This window comes from Novosphingobium aquimarinum (assembly GCF_009746585.1).
GTDB classification, from domain to species: domain Bacteria; phylum Pseudomonadota; class Alphaproteobacteria; order Sphingomonadales; family Sphingomonadaceae; genus Novosphingobium; species Novosphingobium aquimarinum.
Genome location: NZ_WRPO01000027.1, coordinates 1 through 16,982, shown reverse-complemented (window position 1 = coordinate 16,982; position 16,982 = coordinate 1). Strand labels below are relative to the sequence as shown.

The 16,982-nt window shown below is 60.2% G+C and carries 19 protein-coding genes and 4 pseudogenes; 15 read left to right on the top strand and 8 right to left on the bottom strand.

All coding sequences use genetic code 11. The features are described 5' to 3' along the window. Positions 1-100 precede the first annotated feature (100 nt). The 6 genes and pseudogenes from GQO94_RS21445 to GQO94_RS18450 all read right to left on the bottom strand — a co-directional run bounded on the left by GQO94_RS21445 (position 101) and on the right by GQO94_RS18450 (position 5,070). A complete protein-coding gene (locus GQO94_RS21445) occupies positions 101-271 on the bottom strand; it encodes a ribosome-inactivating family protein (protein ID WP_408636670.1) in 171 nt (56 codons plus the stop codon). A 166-nt stretch (positions 272-437) separates the two neighbouring features. Further along, entirely contained in the window at positions 438-1,253 is an 816-nt protein-coding gene (locus tag GQO94_RS18470; protein WP_198046036.1) for a formate/nitrite transporter family protein, read from the bottom strand. Between the two features lie 220 nt (positions 1,254-1,473). Continuing rightward, a pseudogene (locus tag GQO94_RS18465) lies at positions 1,474-1,725 on the bottom strand (DUF1971 domain-containing protein); the annotation flags it as partial. 222 nt (positions 1,726-1,947) lie between these two features. Further along, on the bottom strand, positions 1,948-3,936 hold the full coding sequence (locus GQO94_RS18460; RefSeq protein WP_156842874.1) for a ParB/RepB/Spo0J family partition protein: 1,989 nt from the start codon (positions 3,934-3,936) through the stop codon (positions 1,948-1,950). Positions 3,937-4,286: 350 nt separating this feature from the next. Continuing rightward, positions 4,287-4,739: pseudogene (locus GQO94_RS18455) on the bottom strand (transposase); the annotation flags it as partial. A 115-nt stretch (positions 4,740-4,854) separates the two neighbouring features. Next, positions 4,855-5,070, bottom strand: coding sequence for a hypothetical protein (locus tag GQO94_RS18450; protein ID WP_156842873.1), 216 nt, complete (start codon positions 5,068-5,070; stop codon positions 4,855-4,857). A gap of 85 nt (positions 5,071-5,155) precedes the next feature. Here GQO94_RS18450 and GQO94_RS18445 point away from each other — a divergent pair, with 85 nt between their 5' ends. Then, on the top strand, positions 5,156-5,338 hold the full coding sequence (locus tag GQO94_RS18445) for a hypothetical protein (RefSeq protein ID WP_156842872.1): 183 nt from the start codon (positions 5,156-5,158) through the stop codon (positions 5,336-5,338). A gap of 140 nt (positions 5,339-5,478) precedes the next feature. Here the strand turns inward: GQO94_RS18445 and GQO94_RS18440 are convergent, their stop codons facing one another. After that, positions 5,479-5,904 (bottom strand): Rrf2 family transcriptional regulator, encoded by a 426-nt coding sequence (locus GQO94_RS18440; protein ID WP_024018143.1) that lies wholly within the window; start codon positions 5,902-5,904, stop codon positions 5,479-5,481. A 110-nt stretch (positions 5,905-6,014) separates the two neighbouring features. Here GQO94_RS18440 and GQO94_RS18435 point away from each other — a divergent pair, with 110 nt between their 5' ends. From GQO94_RS18435 to GQO94_RS18375, 14 genes and pseudogenes are all read left to right on the top strand, one after another. Continuing rightward, the gene (locus GQO94_RS18435; protein WP_156842871.1) at positions 6,015-6,464 is read left to right on the top strand and encodes a group III truncated hemoglobin; all 450 of its coding nucleotides are present in this window, start codon (positions 6,015-6,017) and stop codon (positions 6,462-6,464) included. Further along, positions 6,457-6,731: pseudogene (locus GQO94_RS18430) on the top strand (DUF1971 domain-containing protein). The gene GQO94_RS18435 and the pseudogene GQO94_RS18430 overlap by 8 nt, the downstream one beginning before the upstream one ends. Before the next feature lie 39 nt (positions 6,732-6,770). Beyond that, on the top strand, positions 6,771-7,982 hold the full coding sequence (hmpA, locus tag GQO94_RS18425; protein WP_156842870.1) for an NO-inducible flavohemoprotein: 1,212 nt from the start codon (positions 6,771-6,773) through the stop codon (positions 7,980-7,982). Between the two features lie 11 nt (positions 7,983-7,993). After that, positions 7,994-8,458, top strand: a complete 465-nt coding sequence (locus GQO94_RS18420; protein WP_156842869.1) for a hypothetical protein — start codon at positions 7,994-7,996, stop codon at positions 8,456-8,458. Positions 8,459-8,470: 12 nt separating this feature from the next. Next, positions 8,471-8,635 carry a hypothetical protein gene (locus GQO94_RS18415; protein ID WP_156842868.1) on the top strand — a complete coding sequence of 55 codons (165 nt, stop codon included), beginning with the start codon at positions 8,471-8,473 and terminating at the stop codon, positions 8,633-8,635. Next, complete coding sequence (gene ccoN, locus GQO94_RS18410) at positions 8,632-10,275, top strand: cytochrome-c oxidase, cbb3-type subunit I (protein WP_156842867.1); 1,644 nt, start codon at positions 8,632-8,634, stop codon at positions 10,273-10,275. Before GQO94_RS18415 ends, ccoN begins: the two co-directional genes overlap by 4 nt. 3 nt (positions 10,276-10,278) lie before the next feature. After that, on the top strand, positions 10,279-11,031 hold the full coding sequence (gene ccoO / locus GQO94_RS18405) for a cytochrome-c oxidase, cbb3-type subunit II (RefSeq protein ID WP_156842866.1): 753 nt from the start codon (positions 10,279-10,281) through the stop codon (positions 11,029-11,031). A gap of 15 nt (positions 11,032-11,046) precedes the next feature. Next, positions 11,047-11,217, top strand: a complete 171-nt coding sequence (locus tag GQO94_RS18400) for a cbb3-type cytochrome c oxidase subunit 3 (RefSeq protein ID WP_046192588.1) — start codon at positions 11,047-11,049, stop codon at positions 11,215-11,217. After that, positions 11,208-12,086, top strand: coding sequence for a cytochrome-c oxidase, cbb3-type subunit III (gene ccoP, locus GQO94_RS18395; protein WP_156842865.1), 879 nt, complete (start codon positions 11,208-11,210; stop codon positions 12,084-12,086). Before GQO94_RS18400 ends, ccoP begins: the two co-directional genes overlap by 10 nt. A 198-nt stretch (positions 12,087-12,284) precedes the next feature. Further along, complete coding sequence (locus GQO94_RS18390; RefSeq protein ID WP_156842864.1) at positions 12,285-13,103, top strand: DUF2189 domain-containing protein; 819 nt, start codon at positions 12,285-12,287, stop codon at positions 13,101-13,103. After that, a complete protein-coding gene (locus tag GQO94_RS18385; RefSeq protein WP_232333025.1) occupies positions 13,046-15,364 on the top strand; it encodes a heavy metal translocating P-type ATPase in 2,319 nt (772 codons plus the stop codon). The genes GQO94_RS18390 and GQO94_RS18385 overlap by 58 nt, the downstream gene beginning before the upstream one ends. Further along, entirely contained in the window at positions 15,361-15,558 is a 198-nt protein-coding gene (gene ccoS / locus GQO94_RS18380; RefSeq protein ID WP_156842862.1) for a cbb3-type cytochrome oxidase assembly protein CcoS, read from the top strand. The genes GQO94_RS18385 and ccoS overlap by 4 nt, the downstream gene beginning before the upstream one ends. Positions 15,559-15,614: 56 nt before the next feature. Beyond that, entirely contained in the window at positions 15,615-15,740 is a 126-nt protein-coding gene (locus GQO94_RS21290) for a hypothetical protein (RefSeq protein ID WP_269748776.1), read from the top strand. A 180-nt stretch (positions 15,741-15,920) separates the two neighbouring features. Further along, positions 15,921-16,568, top strand: a complete 648-nt coding sequence (locus GQO94_RS18375) for a DUF6933 domain-containing protein (protein WP_232333022.1) — start codon at positions 15,921-15,923, stop codon at positions 16,566-16,568. Positions 16,569-16,635: 67 nt separating this feature from the next. Here the strand turns inward: GQO94_RS18375 and GQO94_RS18370 are convergent. Next, a pseudogene (locus GQO94_RS18370) lies at positions 16,636-16,860 on the bottom strand (RES family NAD+ phosphorylase); the annotation flags it as partial. Positions 16,861-16,982: the final 122 nt, after the last annotated feature.

Here is a 16,982-nt window from a genome sequence, read left to right as displayed (position 1 = left end):
GCGGCTCCATGTAGAGCCTCCCCCGCGGAGCCGCACATGAACATAGACCAGCTCGCTACCAGTTGTCGGTGCGTGATAAAAATTCACCATCGGAATTTGTTCAATAAAGGTGACACCACTCTCCCGAAGACAGCGCTGCCCAGTTCTGGACGTAGGCGCGCAATTCAGCAAAACTGAGAGTCTCGCCGTTTCCCTTGCAGGTCTCGACCATGCGGTCAAAGACTATAGTGAAGCGGATTGCCTCAGAGATCAGGAACACCATTGTCGCCAGCGGCAGCTTGAGATTAAGTCATTGTCGCCAGCAAAAGTCGACAATCCGCGCACCGCCTGCGAGTTGCAGGTCCTAATTGCAGGAGTGAGCCGACGCTTGGTGGAGTCCACCAGCGTGCTTAGCCCCAACTTCTCCTACCATAAGAGACGCTGATGCGATCGCTTCTTCAAATCTCGCTACGCACTTGTGCGTGCGCGAGAACAGCAAAGAGGCCAGTGCCGCCAATCACGTTGCCAATTAGAGCTGGAAGCATGAACCCGCCCAGTACCCAGGCTAGAGTTGTCCTGCCTGTCCACAACAACAGCCAAGCTTCCGTCGATCCGGCGACAACGTGAGCAAAGCCGCACAAGCCGATTGCGAGCGTAAGCGCTAGCACGATCCAGAAGCTCATATGATCCTCGGCGGCGCGAACCCAGGCCAGCGCTGCCATGAGAAAGCCCGCAGGAATGGCCTGCAGGAGTGTCTGCACGGCATCGCGCTCGAGCAGCTTGGCAGAGACGTCAATCATTCCCGCCTGCACCTCGGGCGATTGTACGTGCCCGAAGGCGCAGAGCGCTGAGACGCAGGCCGCGCCCGTGACGTTGCCCACGAAGACCAAGATCCATAGCTGCACAACTCGAATGAAGTTGCGCATTGTTGGCTCACGCGCGAGCGGCAATATCGTGACCACCGTCTGCTCGGTGAACAGTTGCATGCGCCCCAGCACGACCACCAGGAACCCGACCGGATAACCCAAGGCCGCGATCAACTCGCGCCAGGGCGCATCGGGCAAGGAGTGGTGCAGAGCGCCACTGACCGAAAGAGAGGCCATGATTGCGACACCGGCGGCTGTGGCCGAGCAGAACAGCGAGGCGAGCGGCCGTTCCATCTCTTCGGCGCCTTGCTTTGAGACCACCGCGTGGACCACCTTCGCGGCCGGCGCGCTGTTCTCCTCCACCTCGCGCTGCTCACCTTCATCCAAGTTGCTGGTGTGATCGGCCACGCTTGTCTCCTCGCGCGAGACAACGCCTTCAGCACTGGGGTCGCTCCCGACCTATCCTGACAAGTTTTAGCCGTGACGCCCTGCCGACATTTGTGACGTCAAAATCGGCCTCGCTCGCGACACCAATCAACCCATTGATTTGACAATTTGCTCGACCGCTTCGTGCCACTTTGGTGGCACTGCAGTGCGGCGCACGGGTGCATGCTCGTTCGCACCGGCCTTAGAGCGAGCCTGCCTTGAAGAACTCCACCCAGAACCGAACCGGTCCCGTGATCTCCACAAGGTGGGCGATCGTCGGCTGCACCACGCCAAGGTCTCCGCCAGCTGCAAGCTGCTGCTCGCTGGCAGGCCGCCGTGCATCAGTGATCCGGTAGAGCAGTTCACCCTGGTCGACGTGGATTAAGCCCCACACGCCCTCCTTCGTGCGGTGACCCGCCAGAAGAGCGGAAGGAACGGTGTCCTGATCGAAGGTCGCCGTCCGCTTGTAGCTGACGAGACCTTCAGGGAGTTAGGCTGACACGGCTTCAGGCAGTAGCAGTGGCGCCACCGTAGATCTCCTTTTCCCGTCCGATCAGGATCTCGGCGAGGAACCAGTAAGCCTCCTCTGCTCTCTTCCCAAAAAGGAAGCGGCCCTCCGGCATAAGCCGAAGGACCGCTTCTCGAGGGACGAGTGGCCTTGCCTGTCAGGAGGAGGTCAGGCGGCCAGCTCGCGGGGGGACTGGTCTTGGTCGTCTTCACCACTGTCGATATCGGCGGGGTCCAACTCGGAGGATGTCGACTCCTGAGCGCCCGAAGCGAAGCGCATGACCTCGGGCACCCAGGCCAGCGCATTTTCGCGCACCTCGACCTCGGTGATGTAGGTGCCGGCAAAGACGCGCTCCGCGCTCATCGCGAGATCGCCCTTCTTGACCGAAGCAAAGCGCGAGGAGAGTTCGAGGCCGCCAACGTCGGTCAGTGCGTCGAGGATCACCTGCTTCGAAACCCGGTCGAAGTAATTGGCTGACGTCGGCCGCCACCACTGCGCCATGTCGATGCCCACCAGGCTGCCGAGGTGATCCTGGAAGGCCACTTGGCGTTCGCCGGTCATGTTGAGGCTTACTTCGAGCGAGCGGGCGACGACAAAGCCGAGCCACGCGGCCCGGCTGTCATCTGACAGCGCGCGGAACAGGTCGAAACGAGCAGCCGTGTTGTTGCCAGCGCGCCAGCTCTCATCAAGGCCGGATCTGAGTTCGGCGAGTGCGCTACTTGCCGGAGCATCCTTGGCTTCAAATCCGATGATCGGCCCTGACGGAACAGGCCCACGCAACGTGGTCGCCGCACGCGCTCGCCAGTCGTGGATATCTGCATCGGCGAGCGTAAAGACCATGATGTCGAGCGCAAGTCCGGGGTCGGAAGCGATGTGCAGCGCCAGAACGTCGCGACGTTGCATGGCCAGTTCGTCGACCAGGCGCTTGGACAGCGCCGTCCGGCGTGTGGCCGAATTGCCGTTCGTGGGAACCAATTCGATGGACTCGTCGCTATCGGCTGGATCCGCTTGGCGCTCACGGTAGAACACAGGCTGCAGCACCGGTGTTCCGTCGCGCGAAAGGATCAGGATCATGCCGGCTTCGGCCTTGAGATCCGGCGCGAGGACAGGCGGTCGAGCGCGGATTTCCTGGCATTCGCGTTCGATTCCCTCGATAGCCGCTTCAGCCGCAGCAACTGCTTCCTCGGCGCTACCCTCGTCTTCGACGATTGCCGCATGCTCGTCATAGAAGGCATCGAGCTCGTCGAGCCTTGCCAGTTCCGCTTCGGTGAGAGGGGCGGCTTCGGCGGGGAGACGGACTAGACCCTCGACAAGATCATGGCTGGCGTAGGGATCGAGCGTGGGCTTGACCCAGGCGAGCCCTTGCTCGGCCGCGAGGATATTGGCTTGCTCTTCCATCTTCGCTGCCGCGAGGCTTTCAAGGAGCGCGACATCGATCCAGGATTCGCTGTCATCATCGTCGAACAGTTCGCGCTCGATCCGGCCGCCGGCTGCAAAATAGGCGTCGCGGCCAACGAGCCGGGCGCGCGGATCGCTGCCTCGGACCGTGCCGGACAGGACCATGCGCCGAATGCTTTCGGGATTGGGAGCATAGTAGGCCGAGGATACCTGTTCGAAAACGCGAGCCTGGATTTCCTGGTCCGAGGTCGCGCCGAAGGCTTTGGCAATGTCGAGAGTGATTTCCCCGGATGCAAGCGCCTCGAACACGACCGGCGCGAGCGTAGCGAGGCGCAGACGGCCTTCGACGAAGCGGATTGTCAGGCCGAAACGGCGCGCAACGTCTTCAACGGTCGCACCGCCTGCGATAAGCGCAGCAAAGGCTTGGGCTTCATCGGCAGGGTTCATCGCGAGGCGATGGAAGTTTTCGGCGAGGCTCGTTTCGACCGCGCCTTCAGTGCTGTCCTCCAGCACCAGGCAGGTTACTTCGTGATCGCGGGCGAGGATCTTCTCGTCCGCGAGCGCCAGCATCGCGCGGCGGCGGCGCTCACCAGCTTCGACCTCGAATTTGCCCTTGGCAGCGGGGCGGACGATCAGGTTCTGCAGCAATCCATGCGCTGCAATGCTGGCTTTGAGTTCTGCATCTGCCGCCGGATCGCTGTGACGACGGACATTGCGGGGTGATTGGACGAGTTTGTTCAGCGGGATCGACTTGATCATGGGAAACACTCCTGACTGTGAGCCCGATGCATCGACCTTCGACGCCCAATTGGCTCGATCAGGGCAAAGCCCACTCCCCTCTTATGCGTTCGCAGCAAATCGCCGATAGCAGCGGGCAATGACGAATGACCATGGCTGGGACTTTGCTGCCGTTTCCAGGCGATGTGTCGAACGGCAGACTTTGTCAGGAGCCGACATTCGGCGTTGTCCGACCGGCAGCGCATAATCGGCCGAAAATGCGCTGCCAGCGGAGTGGCCGCTGTCGGTGGAAATAACCGGGCAATCAGACGCTCCTCACATCCCGAATCGAACTCAGTTGAGGTAGCGGCCGCCGTTTACGCTTAGCGTACCAAAGGGCGCTTGAGGAAGGCGTGCACGCGTTCGTCGATATCCTTGCACAGCTTCGAGACCGACGACTTGGAAATCCCGGTCATGCCCATGGCCTGGACGAGTTCGTCGACGCGCCGGGTGCTGACGCCAGCGATCCATGCCTCCTGGATCACCGAGACCAGCGCCTTCTCCACGGTCTTCCTAGGCTCAAGGAAGCCGGGGAAGTAGGCCCCGGTCCTGAGCTTGGGGATCTTCAGGTTGAGCGTGCCGAGCCGGGTATCCAGGCTGCGGTCGCGATACCCGTTGCGCCAGGTCGTGCGGTCGCCGGATCGCTCGTGTCGGCCGGCGCCGATCACGCCATCGACATCGGCCTCCATGATCAGCTGCAGTACGCTCTCGGCAATGCTGCGCAAGAAATCGCTGTCGCCGGTCTTCGCCATCAGCTCGGCAAGCGGTAGTCTATCTTCGGTCATCGGGATCAACTCCTCGGTGGGTGTGAAGTGTGGAAACTCCACCTTACCGATGAGCCCGGTGGCCACCGAGATCGAAACCGCAGGTGGTGGGGCATGCCCCACCACCTGCGGCACCTCAATCTCCACCAGAAATTACACCACGTGCGCGGACGCTAACAATTTTTTCGTGACGCAGGTCCACGACCTCCATCCGTTGAGTGCCGATCTTGCGATTGTGCGCGAAGCCAGTAGCAAGCGCCTTCTGGAAATCCTCGTCCTTCTTGCCGGCCATAACGCCTGCCGGAGAAGACCCAATTAATGCATCATCATATAGATCACTGATGGCGGCCATGTCTGGCTCGCCGGCGAGCGCCGCGTTCAATTGGCCTTGAGCATTTGGACGATCTGATCACTGGTCTGGAAAAGGGGTTCGGCGCATGAAAAATGACCCGGATTCGATCCCGCTCTGCCGCTTTGAGGAGCTGGTTCGCCGAGAAAACTGGCAAAGGGCGGCGCGCGCCTTAGCGGCGGTTGCGTCGCCGAAGCAGCTCCCCGCTGCCAATAACCTCAAAGGTGGTGGGGTCGATATACCGGACAGCCTCTCCGGTGGAGAGAGCTAGGCGCTGCGCACCTGGGTAACGGCGTCGGCCGGCTTTCGTTTCAGCTTGATCGAAGTATTGAAACTCCAGAACGGTGATCGGCGAGCCATCTTCTCCCTCACAACGATAGCGCGCGCATTCCTCCTCCATCGGCAGAGCCTCTATGCCGCTTCGGGTGCAAAGAGACTGAGCATATCGACCCGCCTCGCCAACAGGTCGTCGAGCGTGTAGCTGTCGAGCACGGCCATGAATGCGGCAAGCGCCTCGCGAAGAACGCCCGTCGCTCCGCACGCCGGAGCGATGATGCAGCTCCCGCAATCGACCAGATCGAACCCATCCTCCGTGTGCCGCACGACCGATCCGATGATAATCTCACCCGGCGGTCGCGCGAGCCGAATTCCGCCAAGACGCCCCCGAGCGCTCGCTACAAAGCCCGCTTTTCCGAGGTCGTGAACCACCTTCATCAAATGGTTTTGCGAGATCGCATAGGCACCCGCCATCTCGGAAATCGAACATAGCCGATCAGGCCGCGCTCCAAGGTAAAGCAGCACCCTAAGGGCATAGTCGGTGTAGCGCGTCAGCTTCATGTCGCTTCCCGGTCACAGCGCCCAATCGACGCTGCACTAATATATGCATTGTTGCATGTTTCCAACCCGGTGATACATGTAGCTTAGATACATGATTTCGGAGTCGGTCAATGGATGACGATAGGCAGGTTGACGAAGAAGGGCTGAGCCATCTCGTGACGCTGTTCTATGCGCGGGTAAGAGAGGATGCCGAGCTGGGGCCGATCTTCAACGACGCGATCAGCGATTGGCCGGAACATCTCGAAAAGCTGGCGGCATTCTGGTCATCGGTAATGCTCACCAGTGGCCGATATAAGGGTCAACCGGTGCCGGCTCATTTGAAGCACAAATCGCGTATTACGCCGGCGCTATTCGACCGATGGCTAACGCTTTGGTCTGAGACGACCAACGAAATAATGTCGGCCGAGGCCGCCGCCGCTTTGCAAGCAAAAGCGAAGCGGATCGCCGAAAGCCTGCGGCTCGCCATGTTTTTTCGGCTCGATCGCCAACGCGCGGAAGGCTCGGCAATCAATTCAGATACGCTGGATTGCCCAAGGCGGAGAGTGCAAAGCCATGCCTGACATCCTTCCCTATCGTTCCACACCGGTTTTCACGAGGATACGCTCCCGTCTGCCTTGCGGGCGCGACACGATACCAAGGCTGGTGTTTGGGGCCTGATCCGCGTTTTGGAAGGCGAGCTCAAGCTCACCTATCTCGATCCGCCTTCGGAGATCGTGCTGACTCCAGATCAGCCAGGATTGGTTCTGCCGCAGCAACCGCATTTCGTGACGCCGATGGGGCCCATGAAGATGCAGGTCGATTTCTACGATCAACCTCCCGCGTGCTGATGTCCCGTATATTCCAACGCCTTTCACAAGGAGAAGTTCATGTCGCAGCCGCTTAGCGATCAGACCATCGCGCTCGTCAAGGCAACCGTTCCCGCGCTGGAAGCGCATGGTCTGGATATCGTGCACGAAATGTATTCCCGGATGTTCCAAAACCCGGAAATCCGCGATCTTTTCAATCAGTCGCATCATGGCGACACCGGTTCGCAGCCCCGTGCGCTCACGGGCGCCATTCTCGCCTATGCCAGCAATATTGAAAATCTCGGTGCGCTTGCGCCTGCTGTTGAGCGGATCGCGCAAAAGCATGTCGGCCTTCAGATTTTGCCCGAGCACTATCCGCACGTCGGCGAGGCGCTCCTTGGAGCGATCAAGGAAGTGCTGGGTGACGTAGCAACGGAGGAAATTCTCGCGGCTTGGGGCGAGGCCTACTGGTTCCTCGCCAATATCCTGATCGCACGAGAGCAGCGGGTCTACACAGAGCAGAAGGACGCGGCCGGCGGATGGAATGGCTGGCGTGACTTCCGCGTCGAAGACGTCGTGCGCGAGAGCAGTGTCATCAATTCCTATATTCTCCGCCCGGTCGATGGCAGGCCTGTCATGCAGCACAAGCCGGGGCAGTATCTGACTTTTTGGCTGGAGATTCCTGGTCATCCGCCGGTCAAGCGCAACTACTCGATTTCGGCCGCCCCCAATGGCGAAACCTACCGCATTTCGGTCAAGCGTGAACCGCATGGCCTGGCCTCAGGCTGGTTCCATGACGAAGCCAAGCCCGGAACGGTGCTGAAGGTGGCCGCACCAGCGGGCGAGTTCTTCCTTGCTGAGCATGTCGAACGCCCGGTGATCCTCCTGTCCGGTGGGGTAGGCCTGACCCCGATGGTGGCGATGCTCGAAGCGCTTGCGCAGAGCGGCGCCGAAGTGCCCGTTCATTACATTCACGGGACCCATGATCGCGACACGCATGCGATGCGCAACCATGTTCGCGCTGTCGCCGGCCAGGGCAAGGCGGTGTCGGTTACTGATTTCCATCAAACTCCGCTGGAAGGCGAAGCGCAGGGCCAGGATTATGATGTCGCCGGCATCATCACCGATGAGTGGCTCATCGCCAACACGCCGGTCGGTGAAGCCGACTACTACATTTGCGGACCGCGCCCGTTCCTGCGTCACGCGGTTTCGACCTTGTCGCTCGCCGGCGTGCCGTCCGACCGAATTCACTACGAATTTTTCGGCCCGGCGGACGAACTGCTGGCAGCCTGATGGAGTAGGGGATGGGCGATATCACCATAGCCCGGGCAATTCATGTCCTGGCGGTTATGTTCTGGATCGGAGGCGTGGCCTTTGTCACGCTCGTGGTGATGCCGTCCATTCGCGGCGCCCATCCGCCAGCTGACAGGCTGGCGGCCTTCCACAAGCTCGAAGGCCGTTTCGCGGCGCAAGCGCGCATTTGGGTGATGCTTGCCGGTGTCAGCGGCTTCTGGATGGTAGAACGCGGGCAGATGTGGGATCGGTTCGCCGATCTGCGTTTCTGGTGGATGCACGCAATGGTTGGCCTCTGGGCGATTTTCGCGGCGATGCTGTTCGTGATCGAGCCGCTGTTTCTTCATCGGCGCATGGAGGATTCGTCGCAGCCTGCCACAGACTTTCATCGCATGGAGGTCGGTCATCGCGGGCTTCTGGGTCTTGCCGTGGTCACGCTTCTCGGCGCCGTGGCAGGCAGTCACGGGTTGCTGTGAAGGAATTGACTGGTGACCGGCATCGTGCCGATTGGTTTGGAGCACCGTGGCGGGAACCCGGAGCGGACTAAGGTGTTGCAGCTTATGCGCAAGTTCCGTGGCCCGCTCCCCGGAGGCAATGCTGCGCTGAAAAACCGCATGGCAGCAACCAAAAAGGGGGGGATTGATCGGCCATGATTTTGACATTGACCGAAGCCGAGCGACAGATCGCACTCGGAATTTCTGTCGCTGTCGCCTTGGGTGGGTTGGTTCTCGCCGCCGCAGGTACCCAAGACACGATGGAAGTTCACGGGTGGTTGATCCTGGTATTCGGTGCCATTTGCGCAATTGTCGTAATCCGAGATTTATGGGGACCGGAGCCGCCAAGATCCCGCCTCGAGAGCTACTATGATGAGCCGATCAAGGCCGGCATCATCGCGAGCATGGCCTGGGCGGTGGTCGCCATGTTCGTGGGAGTATGGGTGGCGGCCCTGCTCGCGTTTCCCGATCTGACATTCGATGGCGCCTGGGCGAGCTTCGGCCGCCTACGACCGGTTCACACAAGTGGCGTGATCTTTGGGTTTGGCGGCAACGCGCTTATCGCGACATCGCTGCATGTCGTGCAGCGCACGTCGCGCGCGCGGCTTCCCGATCAGCTTTCCCCATGGTTTGTCCTTGTCGGCTACAATTTGTTCTGCATCCTGGCCGCCAGCGGATATCTGCTCGGTGTCACCCAATCGAAGGAATATGCCGAGGCCGAATGGTACGCCGATATCTGGCTGGTGATTGTCTGGGTGACCTATTTCGTCCTCTACATCAGGACGCTGGCGCGCCGCAAAGAACCCCACATCTATGTGGCCAACTGGTATTTCATGGCCTTTATCCTCGTCGTCGCAATTCTGCATATCATCAATAATCTCGCTGTCCCCGTCTCGCTGGGGCACGCCAAGAGCTATACGATATGGTCGGGCGTGCAGGATGCGATGGTGCAGTGGTGGTATGGCCACAACGCCGTCGCTTTCTTCCTCACGGCCGGCTTCCTGGGGATGCTCTATTATTATCTGCCGATACGGGCCCAGCGGCCGATCTTTTCCTATAGGCTGTCGATCTTGAGCTTCTGGGGCATCACATTTTTCTACATGTGGGCTGGCTCGCATCATCTTCATTATACAGCGCTGCCGCATTGGGTGCAGACGCTGGGGATGACGTTCTCGGTCATGCTTCTCGTTCCGTCCTGGGCTTCGGCCGGAAATGCCTTGCTGACGCTAAATGGCGCCTGGCACCGCGTGCGCGACGATGCCACGCTGCGCTTCATGATGGTCGCAGCCGTGTTCTACGGCATTTCGACCTTCGAAGGGTCCTTCCTCGCCATCCGTCCTGTCAATTCGCTGTCCCATTACACCGATTGGACCGTGGGCCATGTTCACGCAGGCGCGCTCGGATGGGTCGCACTTATTACTTTCGGCTCATTCTATACGCTGGTTCCCTCGCTCTGGAAGCGCGACACAATGTATTCGCCGGCGCTCGTCGAGTGGCATTTCTGGCTCTCGCTGGCCGGGACCCTTATCTACATTTTTGCAATGTGGAATTCCGGCATCATCCAAGGTCTTATGTGGCGGACTTACACCGAGGAAGGCACGCTCGCCTATTCATTCATCGACTCGCTGAGAGCGATGTATCCCTATTACATCGCGCGCACCCTCGGCGGCTTGTTTTTCCTGATCGGAGCGGTGATCGGCGCATACAATATGTGGAGGACCATTCGCTCAGCGCCATCTAGCGCGCCGGTAGAAGGCGACGTTCCTTTGAGTGCCGCCACAGCGGTGGCGAGGGGCTGAGCGATGGCGGAACTTTTTCATCGCAAGCTTGAGCGAAGCGCCATCGGCTTCGTGCTCGCAATTGTCGCGGCTGCCAGTGTCGGGGGTCTCGTCGAAATAGCCCCGCTCTTCACGATCGATGAGACAGTGGAGAAGGCGCCTGACATGCGGCTCTACACACCGCTCGAACTGGCAGGTCGGAATATCTACGTTCGCGAGGGCTGCTATGCCTGCCACAGCCAGATGATTCGCACATTGCAGGATGAGGTCGAGCGCTACGGGCCTTATTCTCTGGCGGTCGAGTCCAAATATGACCATCCGATGCTCTGGGGCTCAAAGCGAACCGGCCCGGATCTTGCCCGCATCGGCGGCAAATATTCGGATTTCTGGCATGTCGCGCATTTGACCAATCCGCGCGACGTCGTGCCCGATTCAAACATGCCCGCCTATTCCTGGCTGGCGCGCACCGCACTGCGGGTCGATGATCTGCCCTTGCATCTGAAAGCCCTGCGCGCTGCCGGTGTCCCCTACACCGACGCGATGATCGAAAACGCCAGCGTCGATGCATACGACCAAGCGACGCCGGAAAGCTCGACATCGTCCGGTGTTGCGGATCGTTATGGCAAAGAAACGCAGGTGCGCGTGTTCGACGATGTGGCGACCGAAGTCACCGAAATGGACGCCTTGGTAGCTTATCTGCAGGTCTTGGGCAGGCTTACCGATGCGCCGTACAAGAACACGGCTGCCCCGCAGAAGCCACCGGAGCCGGTGAGATGATATGAGGAGAGACCCATGGATATAAGCCACGACGCTCTCGTCGCATTCTCGAAAAGCTGGGGGCTGTTCTACCTCATTGGGCTGATGATCGGCGTTCTCATCTATACGTTCCGTCCGTCCAACCGAAAGAAGTTCGACAGAGCCAAACAAAGCGTTCTCGATCAGGATGACAAGCCGTGGACGTAGAACGCGATCCGGTCAGCGGTCGCGAGACGACCGGCCACGTTTGGAACGGCATCAAGGAGCTTGATACGCCGGTTCCCAAAGGCGTGCTGATCTTTCTGATCGTCACCCATCTTTTCGCCTTTGCGTGGTGGATCCTGATGCCGACCTGGCCGGTAGGCCAGACTTACACAAAAGGCATTCTCAACACGGACCAACGCACTTCGGTCGAGAAGCATTTGGTCGATGCGCAGGCGGGCCGCGCTGCCTGGATGAAGCGGATTGAAAGCGAGAACCTCGAACAGATCGCGGCCGACCCGCAGCTCATGGCGATCGTGCGCAGCACGGGGCACCGGCTTTTCGGCGATAATTGCGCCGCCTGCCACGGCATCAATGCCAAGGGTGGCTATGGCTATCCCGATCTGACCGACGACGACTGGATCTGGGGCGGCGATCTCGAAACAATCGCCCAGACCATGCGTGTGGGAGTCAATGTCGAGCATCCGCAAGGGCGAACCTCTCAGATGCCGTCGTTCGGACGGGATGGCATTCTCGACGCCGATCAGGTCAGTCTGGCGGCCAATTACATCTATTCCCTGTCGCATCCCAAATTCGTGACGGCGGCCAATCGCGCTTCGGTCTTGTCGGGTCGCGAGGTGTTCATGTCGAATTGCGCGATTTGCCATGGCGAAGATGCGCGCGGCAAACGCGATGTCGGCGCGCCCAATCTGACGGATGCGCGCTGGATCTATGGCGGCGACCTCGATCAGATTGTCGAGACGGTACATGGCGGTCGCCAAGGCCATATGCCGACCTGGGATGAACGGCTGAGCGCCGCCGATATCAAGATTTTGGCACTCTATGTTCACTCACTGAGTTTACCGGCGCCATGAGAGCGACGCGAAGCAGATCACGATGGCTTGTTTGGAGCCTCGTAGCGGCGGGGCTGCTCCTGTTTGTGCTCGCGAATGCGCATTTGATTTACGTCGCGTTCCAATCGCAGCCCAATTGCGTTGGGCATTTGAAGGAGCGAGCGAGCGAGAGCGGCCAGTATCGCGCGGCGAAATCGGCATGCTGAAAGGTTGCTGGATATGACTGAGGAGAGCGCCTCTTACGGATTGCTGACCGAAACGTCGGGGATCGCTGAAACCAGGAACGCCCGGCTTCAGCGCCACCTCCCGCCGCTCGTCGGCTTGCGCTGGCTTGGAGCGGGTTGGCGCGATCTGATGGATCGACCGGTCCCGAGCCTTCTTTACGGTCTGGGCATTTTTGCCCTCTCGGTCGCCGCGGTCGCGATCCTCGCCCTGTACGGGCGAGATTATATCCTGTTTCCCGCGCTCGCAGGCTTCATGATCGTCGCTCCGCTGCTCGCCGTCGGACTCTATGAAAAGAGCCGGGCCCGCGAGCAGGGCGAGACAATCGGTCTGCGCCGAATGCTTGTCGTAAAACCCGCAGCGGGGCCACAGGTCTATTTCACCGGCTTGCTGCTCAGCCTTCTGATGCTTTTGTGGATTCGTTCGGCGGTCCTCATCTATGCCCTGTTTTTCGGCGTTCGCCCGTTCCCCGGCCTGACGCACATTACCGCCTTTCTCGTGACCGAGCATGTGGGTTGGATCATTCTCGGGGTAGGCACCGCGGTAGGAGGGCTGTTCGCGTCGTTCGCCTTTGCGATCAGCGTTTTTGCCATCCCGATGCTGCTCGACAGGAAGGTCGATGCTCTCACGGCGATGGGAACCAGCATGGCGCTTGTATGGAACAACCTTGCACCCATGGTCGTGTGGGGAGGGATCGTGCTGGCGCTTTTCATTCTTTGCGCGGCAACGGGACTTCTCGGGCTCATCGTTATTTTCCCATGGCTGGGTCATGCCACGTGGCATGCCTATCGCGCGGTCGCCGAAGCGGACGCCTAGGAATGGCGTCGCCCGCCGCTTTGAACGATGTCGCGTTGCGACGGACATCGACCCGCCAATCGATCGACGAGCTCATCCTCGCCAGCAGGGTGCTTGACGATGGTTTGCTTCAGACTCAATTGTCGGTTCCTACCGCGCACTGCGGCGGATGCATGGGGAAAATCGAGCGGGCCCTGGCTCAGCTCGACGGGGTGGTGTCGGCACGCGTCAACCTCTCGACGCGGCGGGCGACGGTCACCTGGAAAAGAACGGCTACTATTCCTCCGTTGCTCGCAACCCTGTCCGAAGTCGGCTTCGAAGCGAATCTGCTGAGCAATCTCGAGGGCCAACCTGACCGCGAAAGACGCAGGCTGATCGTCGCCATGGCGGTCTCGGGATTTGCGGCGATGAACATCATGCTGCTCTCGGTGTCGGTATGGTCAGGCGCTGACCCAGGTACGCGTCATCTCTTCCATGCGATATCGGCGCTCCTGGCGCTTCCGACGGTAGCCTATTCGGGGCGCATCTTCTTTCAATCGGCATGGTCCGCCTTGCGTGCAGGTCGCACCAACATGGACGTGCCAATCTCAATCGGCATTCTTCTCGCGCTCGGCTTGAGCATCTTCGACACATTGCATTCCGGCCCGCATGCCTATTTCGACGCTGTCGTCACGCTGATCTTCTTTTTGCTGATCGGACGAACGCTTGACTATCTGATGCGCGACAAGGCGCGTTCCGCAGTGCTCGGTCTCGCCAAAATGATGCCTGCGGGCGCGAAGGTCATCGCCGAGGATGGTTCACGGACATTTGTGACGCTCGACAGCGTAGCGGTGGGCGATGCCATCGTAGTCGCTCCAGGAGAACGCGTGCCGCTCGACGGGGTCGTCCTGGCCGGAGAGGGCGATGTCGACACCGCAGTGGTAACCGGCGAGGCGATGCCGACGCCCGTAATGGCCGGGAGCAAGCTTCTGTCCGGCATGCTCAACCTTGATGGCTCGTTGGAAGTCCGCGTCACCAGCACGAGCGCACATTCCTTTCTCGCGGAAATGATCCTGATGATGGAGGCGGCCGAGCAGGGCCGCGCACGCTATCGGCGCCTGGCGGATCGCGTGGCGACCTATTATTCGCCGATCATCCATTCGCTGGCCTTCGCTGCCTTTGTCGGATGGTTCCTCTCGACCGGTGACTGGCATCGGTCGCTCACCATCGCGATTTCGGTACTCATCATTACCTGTCCCTGCGCGTTGGGACTCGCCATTCCCATGGTACAAGTTGTCGCAGCGAAGCGCTTGTTCGAACGCGGAATCGCCTTGAAGGACGGAAGCGCCCTCGAGCGACTAGCCGAGATCGATATTGTCGTTTTCGACAAGACAGGCACCCTGACCATCGGCGATCTCCGCGTGACCGAAGCCGATATCGACCAGCGCTACCGCGACATCGCCTCGGCCATGGCGTCGCGATCCGACCACCCTGTTGCGCGGGCCATTGCAGCGAGTAGCGAGGGCCGTGCGGGCGGCAATCTGGATAGCTTTTCCGAGCTTCCCGGGAAAGGGTTGGAAGCGTGCCGCGCCGGCCATGTATTCAGGATAGGGCGACCCGATTGGGCGCTGAGCGGCGCCAATGCCGATGTCGGTAGCCTCCACACGGTCTTTTCGGTCGATGGCGAACGGGCAGGTCATTTTCGCTTCTCGGACATCGAGAAAACCAGCGCACGAGACGCGGTGCGGCAACTCAGTGAGCTTGGGCTCGATGTGGAGTTGCTTTCGGGCGACCACCCGGAAGCGGTATCGGCGGTCGCGGCCTCGATCGGCATCGCGAAATTTCACGCCGGGCTCCTGCCTCAGCAGAAAGTGCAGCGTCTCGAAGCGCTTGCTGGCAAGCAGTGCAAAACCTTGATGGTAGGCGATGGCTTGAACGACGGGCCGGCTCTTTCGGCCGCGCATGTTTCCATGGCGCCATCCAATGCCGCCGATATCGGCCGTGCGGCCGCCGACATCGTGTTTTTCGGACAGGATCTCGCGGCTATTCCGCAAGTCCTGCGTATTTCCCACGCTGCCGGTAGGCTCGTCCGGCAGAATCTCGTGTTTTCGGTCGGATACAACCTGATGGTGCTGCCGATGGCCTTGGCAGGTTATGTCAGCCCTTTGCTGGCGGCGGTCGCAATGTCGCTGTCCTCGATCACAGTCGTGGCAAATGCTCTGCGCATTCCCTCTCAAAGTGGCCCCAGGCCAAATACGGTTCGTCGAGAGCGCGCGCTGGTTCCAGCAGGGAGCGCGACATGACGGCTCTCGTCTGGCTGGTGCCGATTGCTCTGGTGATGGGTTTGGTAGGGTTGGGCGCCTTCCTGTGGTCCATGCGCAGCGGGCAATATGACGATCTTGATGGCGCGGCAGAACGCATCTTCATAGATGCCGATGCCGACAGGCCAATGGCGAGCGTCGAAGATGACACGACCGAGCCGAAACCGTCCAGGTAGTAGCGAGTTATTGAATGGGGATGATATTTGGCGAAAATGCGATCGAGGAAAATCCGATGACGCGTACACATGGTTGGAACTGGGTCGGCATCCTGGCCTTCGTCTGCGGTGCGGCGGTCATCATCCCCAGCTTGATCGCTCTGGCGCTGAGTCTGCTTGCGGTTGTCCGAATTATACTTTGAAGCCCGGAGTTTGCCCCCCAGTCAGCGTCAGGTTTCGTGGTGCCGTCGCCGAGCCGTTCCTGCATTACCGCGACGCCCAGGTCGCGAGCTTCGGCAGGCGTTCTCTTTCGGCGGCGGCTAGCGCGCGGTCCATCTCTTCAATTGGGGCGCTTTCCAGTCCGGCAGGGTCATGCGAGACGAATGCCCGGTTTCAGCAAAACCTGTCGTTGCAGCACCGACCTTGGACGTCCGAAGCTGCTCGGCCATTGCCATTCCATCGGCGACGCCGGTAGCGTCAGTGGACGTTCAGGACGGCGGACACTATCCTGGACCGCTATGTTCCACCTCCATTGCACCAAGAAACTGCTCGATCGGATCAAACCGGAAATCGCTGTGCCTGGGCAAAGCGACACCACGCTGGGCAACTGGTACGCCACCGTCCTGTTCTGGAAGCCGCAAGTAGCTTTGCTGGTTTCTGAGCGCACGCTTCTTCCCGTGCTAACGCCGCTGGCTCCAGCGGCCACGCTTGCTCGACGCTTCCCGGCGCAGCTGGCACTGGTCCTGAAAGAGCACGGCGCCCCAAGCGAATTCATTGCACAGGAACTCTGGCGGATGGACAAGGTCCAGTACGCCAAGACGGCGAACCGGAGCGTCGTGGGTATCCTCAATGAGTTCGTTCGGCAGGCCGAGTTCTGGCTGGCCGCCTATGCCTATGAAAAAGGCGATGATGATGACCTCCTGGCGATTTCGACCAAGCTAGCAGAGACACCATGTGGCCCGCTGTACAAGGGCGCAATTTCGCCAGACAAAGCTCTTCATGACCTCGTTCGTGCGGGTGTGCAGGCATAGCCCTGCTGGCCGTTCACTCAGTTCGGCGGTCTGAGAGTGCTTGGCCCTCTACACCGGGTTTCTGCCGTCAGGCGGGATCGGCAGGCAAGTCGACAATGCGGAAAACAGCCCCCGATCCAGCATAACGGACGAGGTCAACGTGCGCCCCGTTCCAGTGGTAGTCGAGGTGTCGCCCCTGCACGGGATCAGACGCGCAGTCAGGGTAGAATAGCGCGACACATTCGCCACCAGCATGCCGAATGCTCGGGTAGATAATGCCGTCTGATCCCGCGCCCCTGAGGTTCGTAGCGAGATGTCAACGGCGGAGTAAAAGTCGTCCATTAGGCGGAGTAAAACCAGGCCACTTGATCCGGGTGTTGGCGAGCGCCGTGAGGGCGTAGCCCGAGCGGGGGTCGCCAACACCCGGATTGTCAT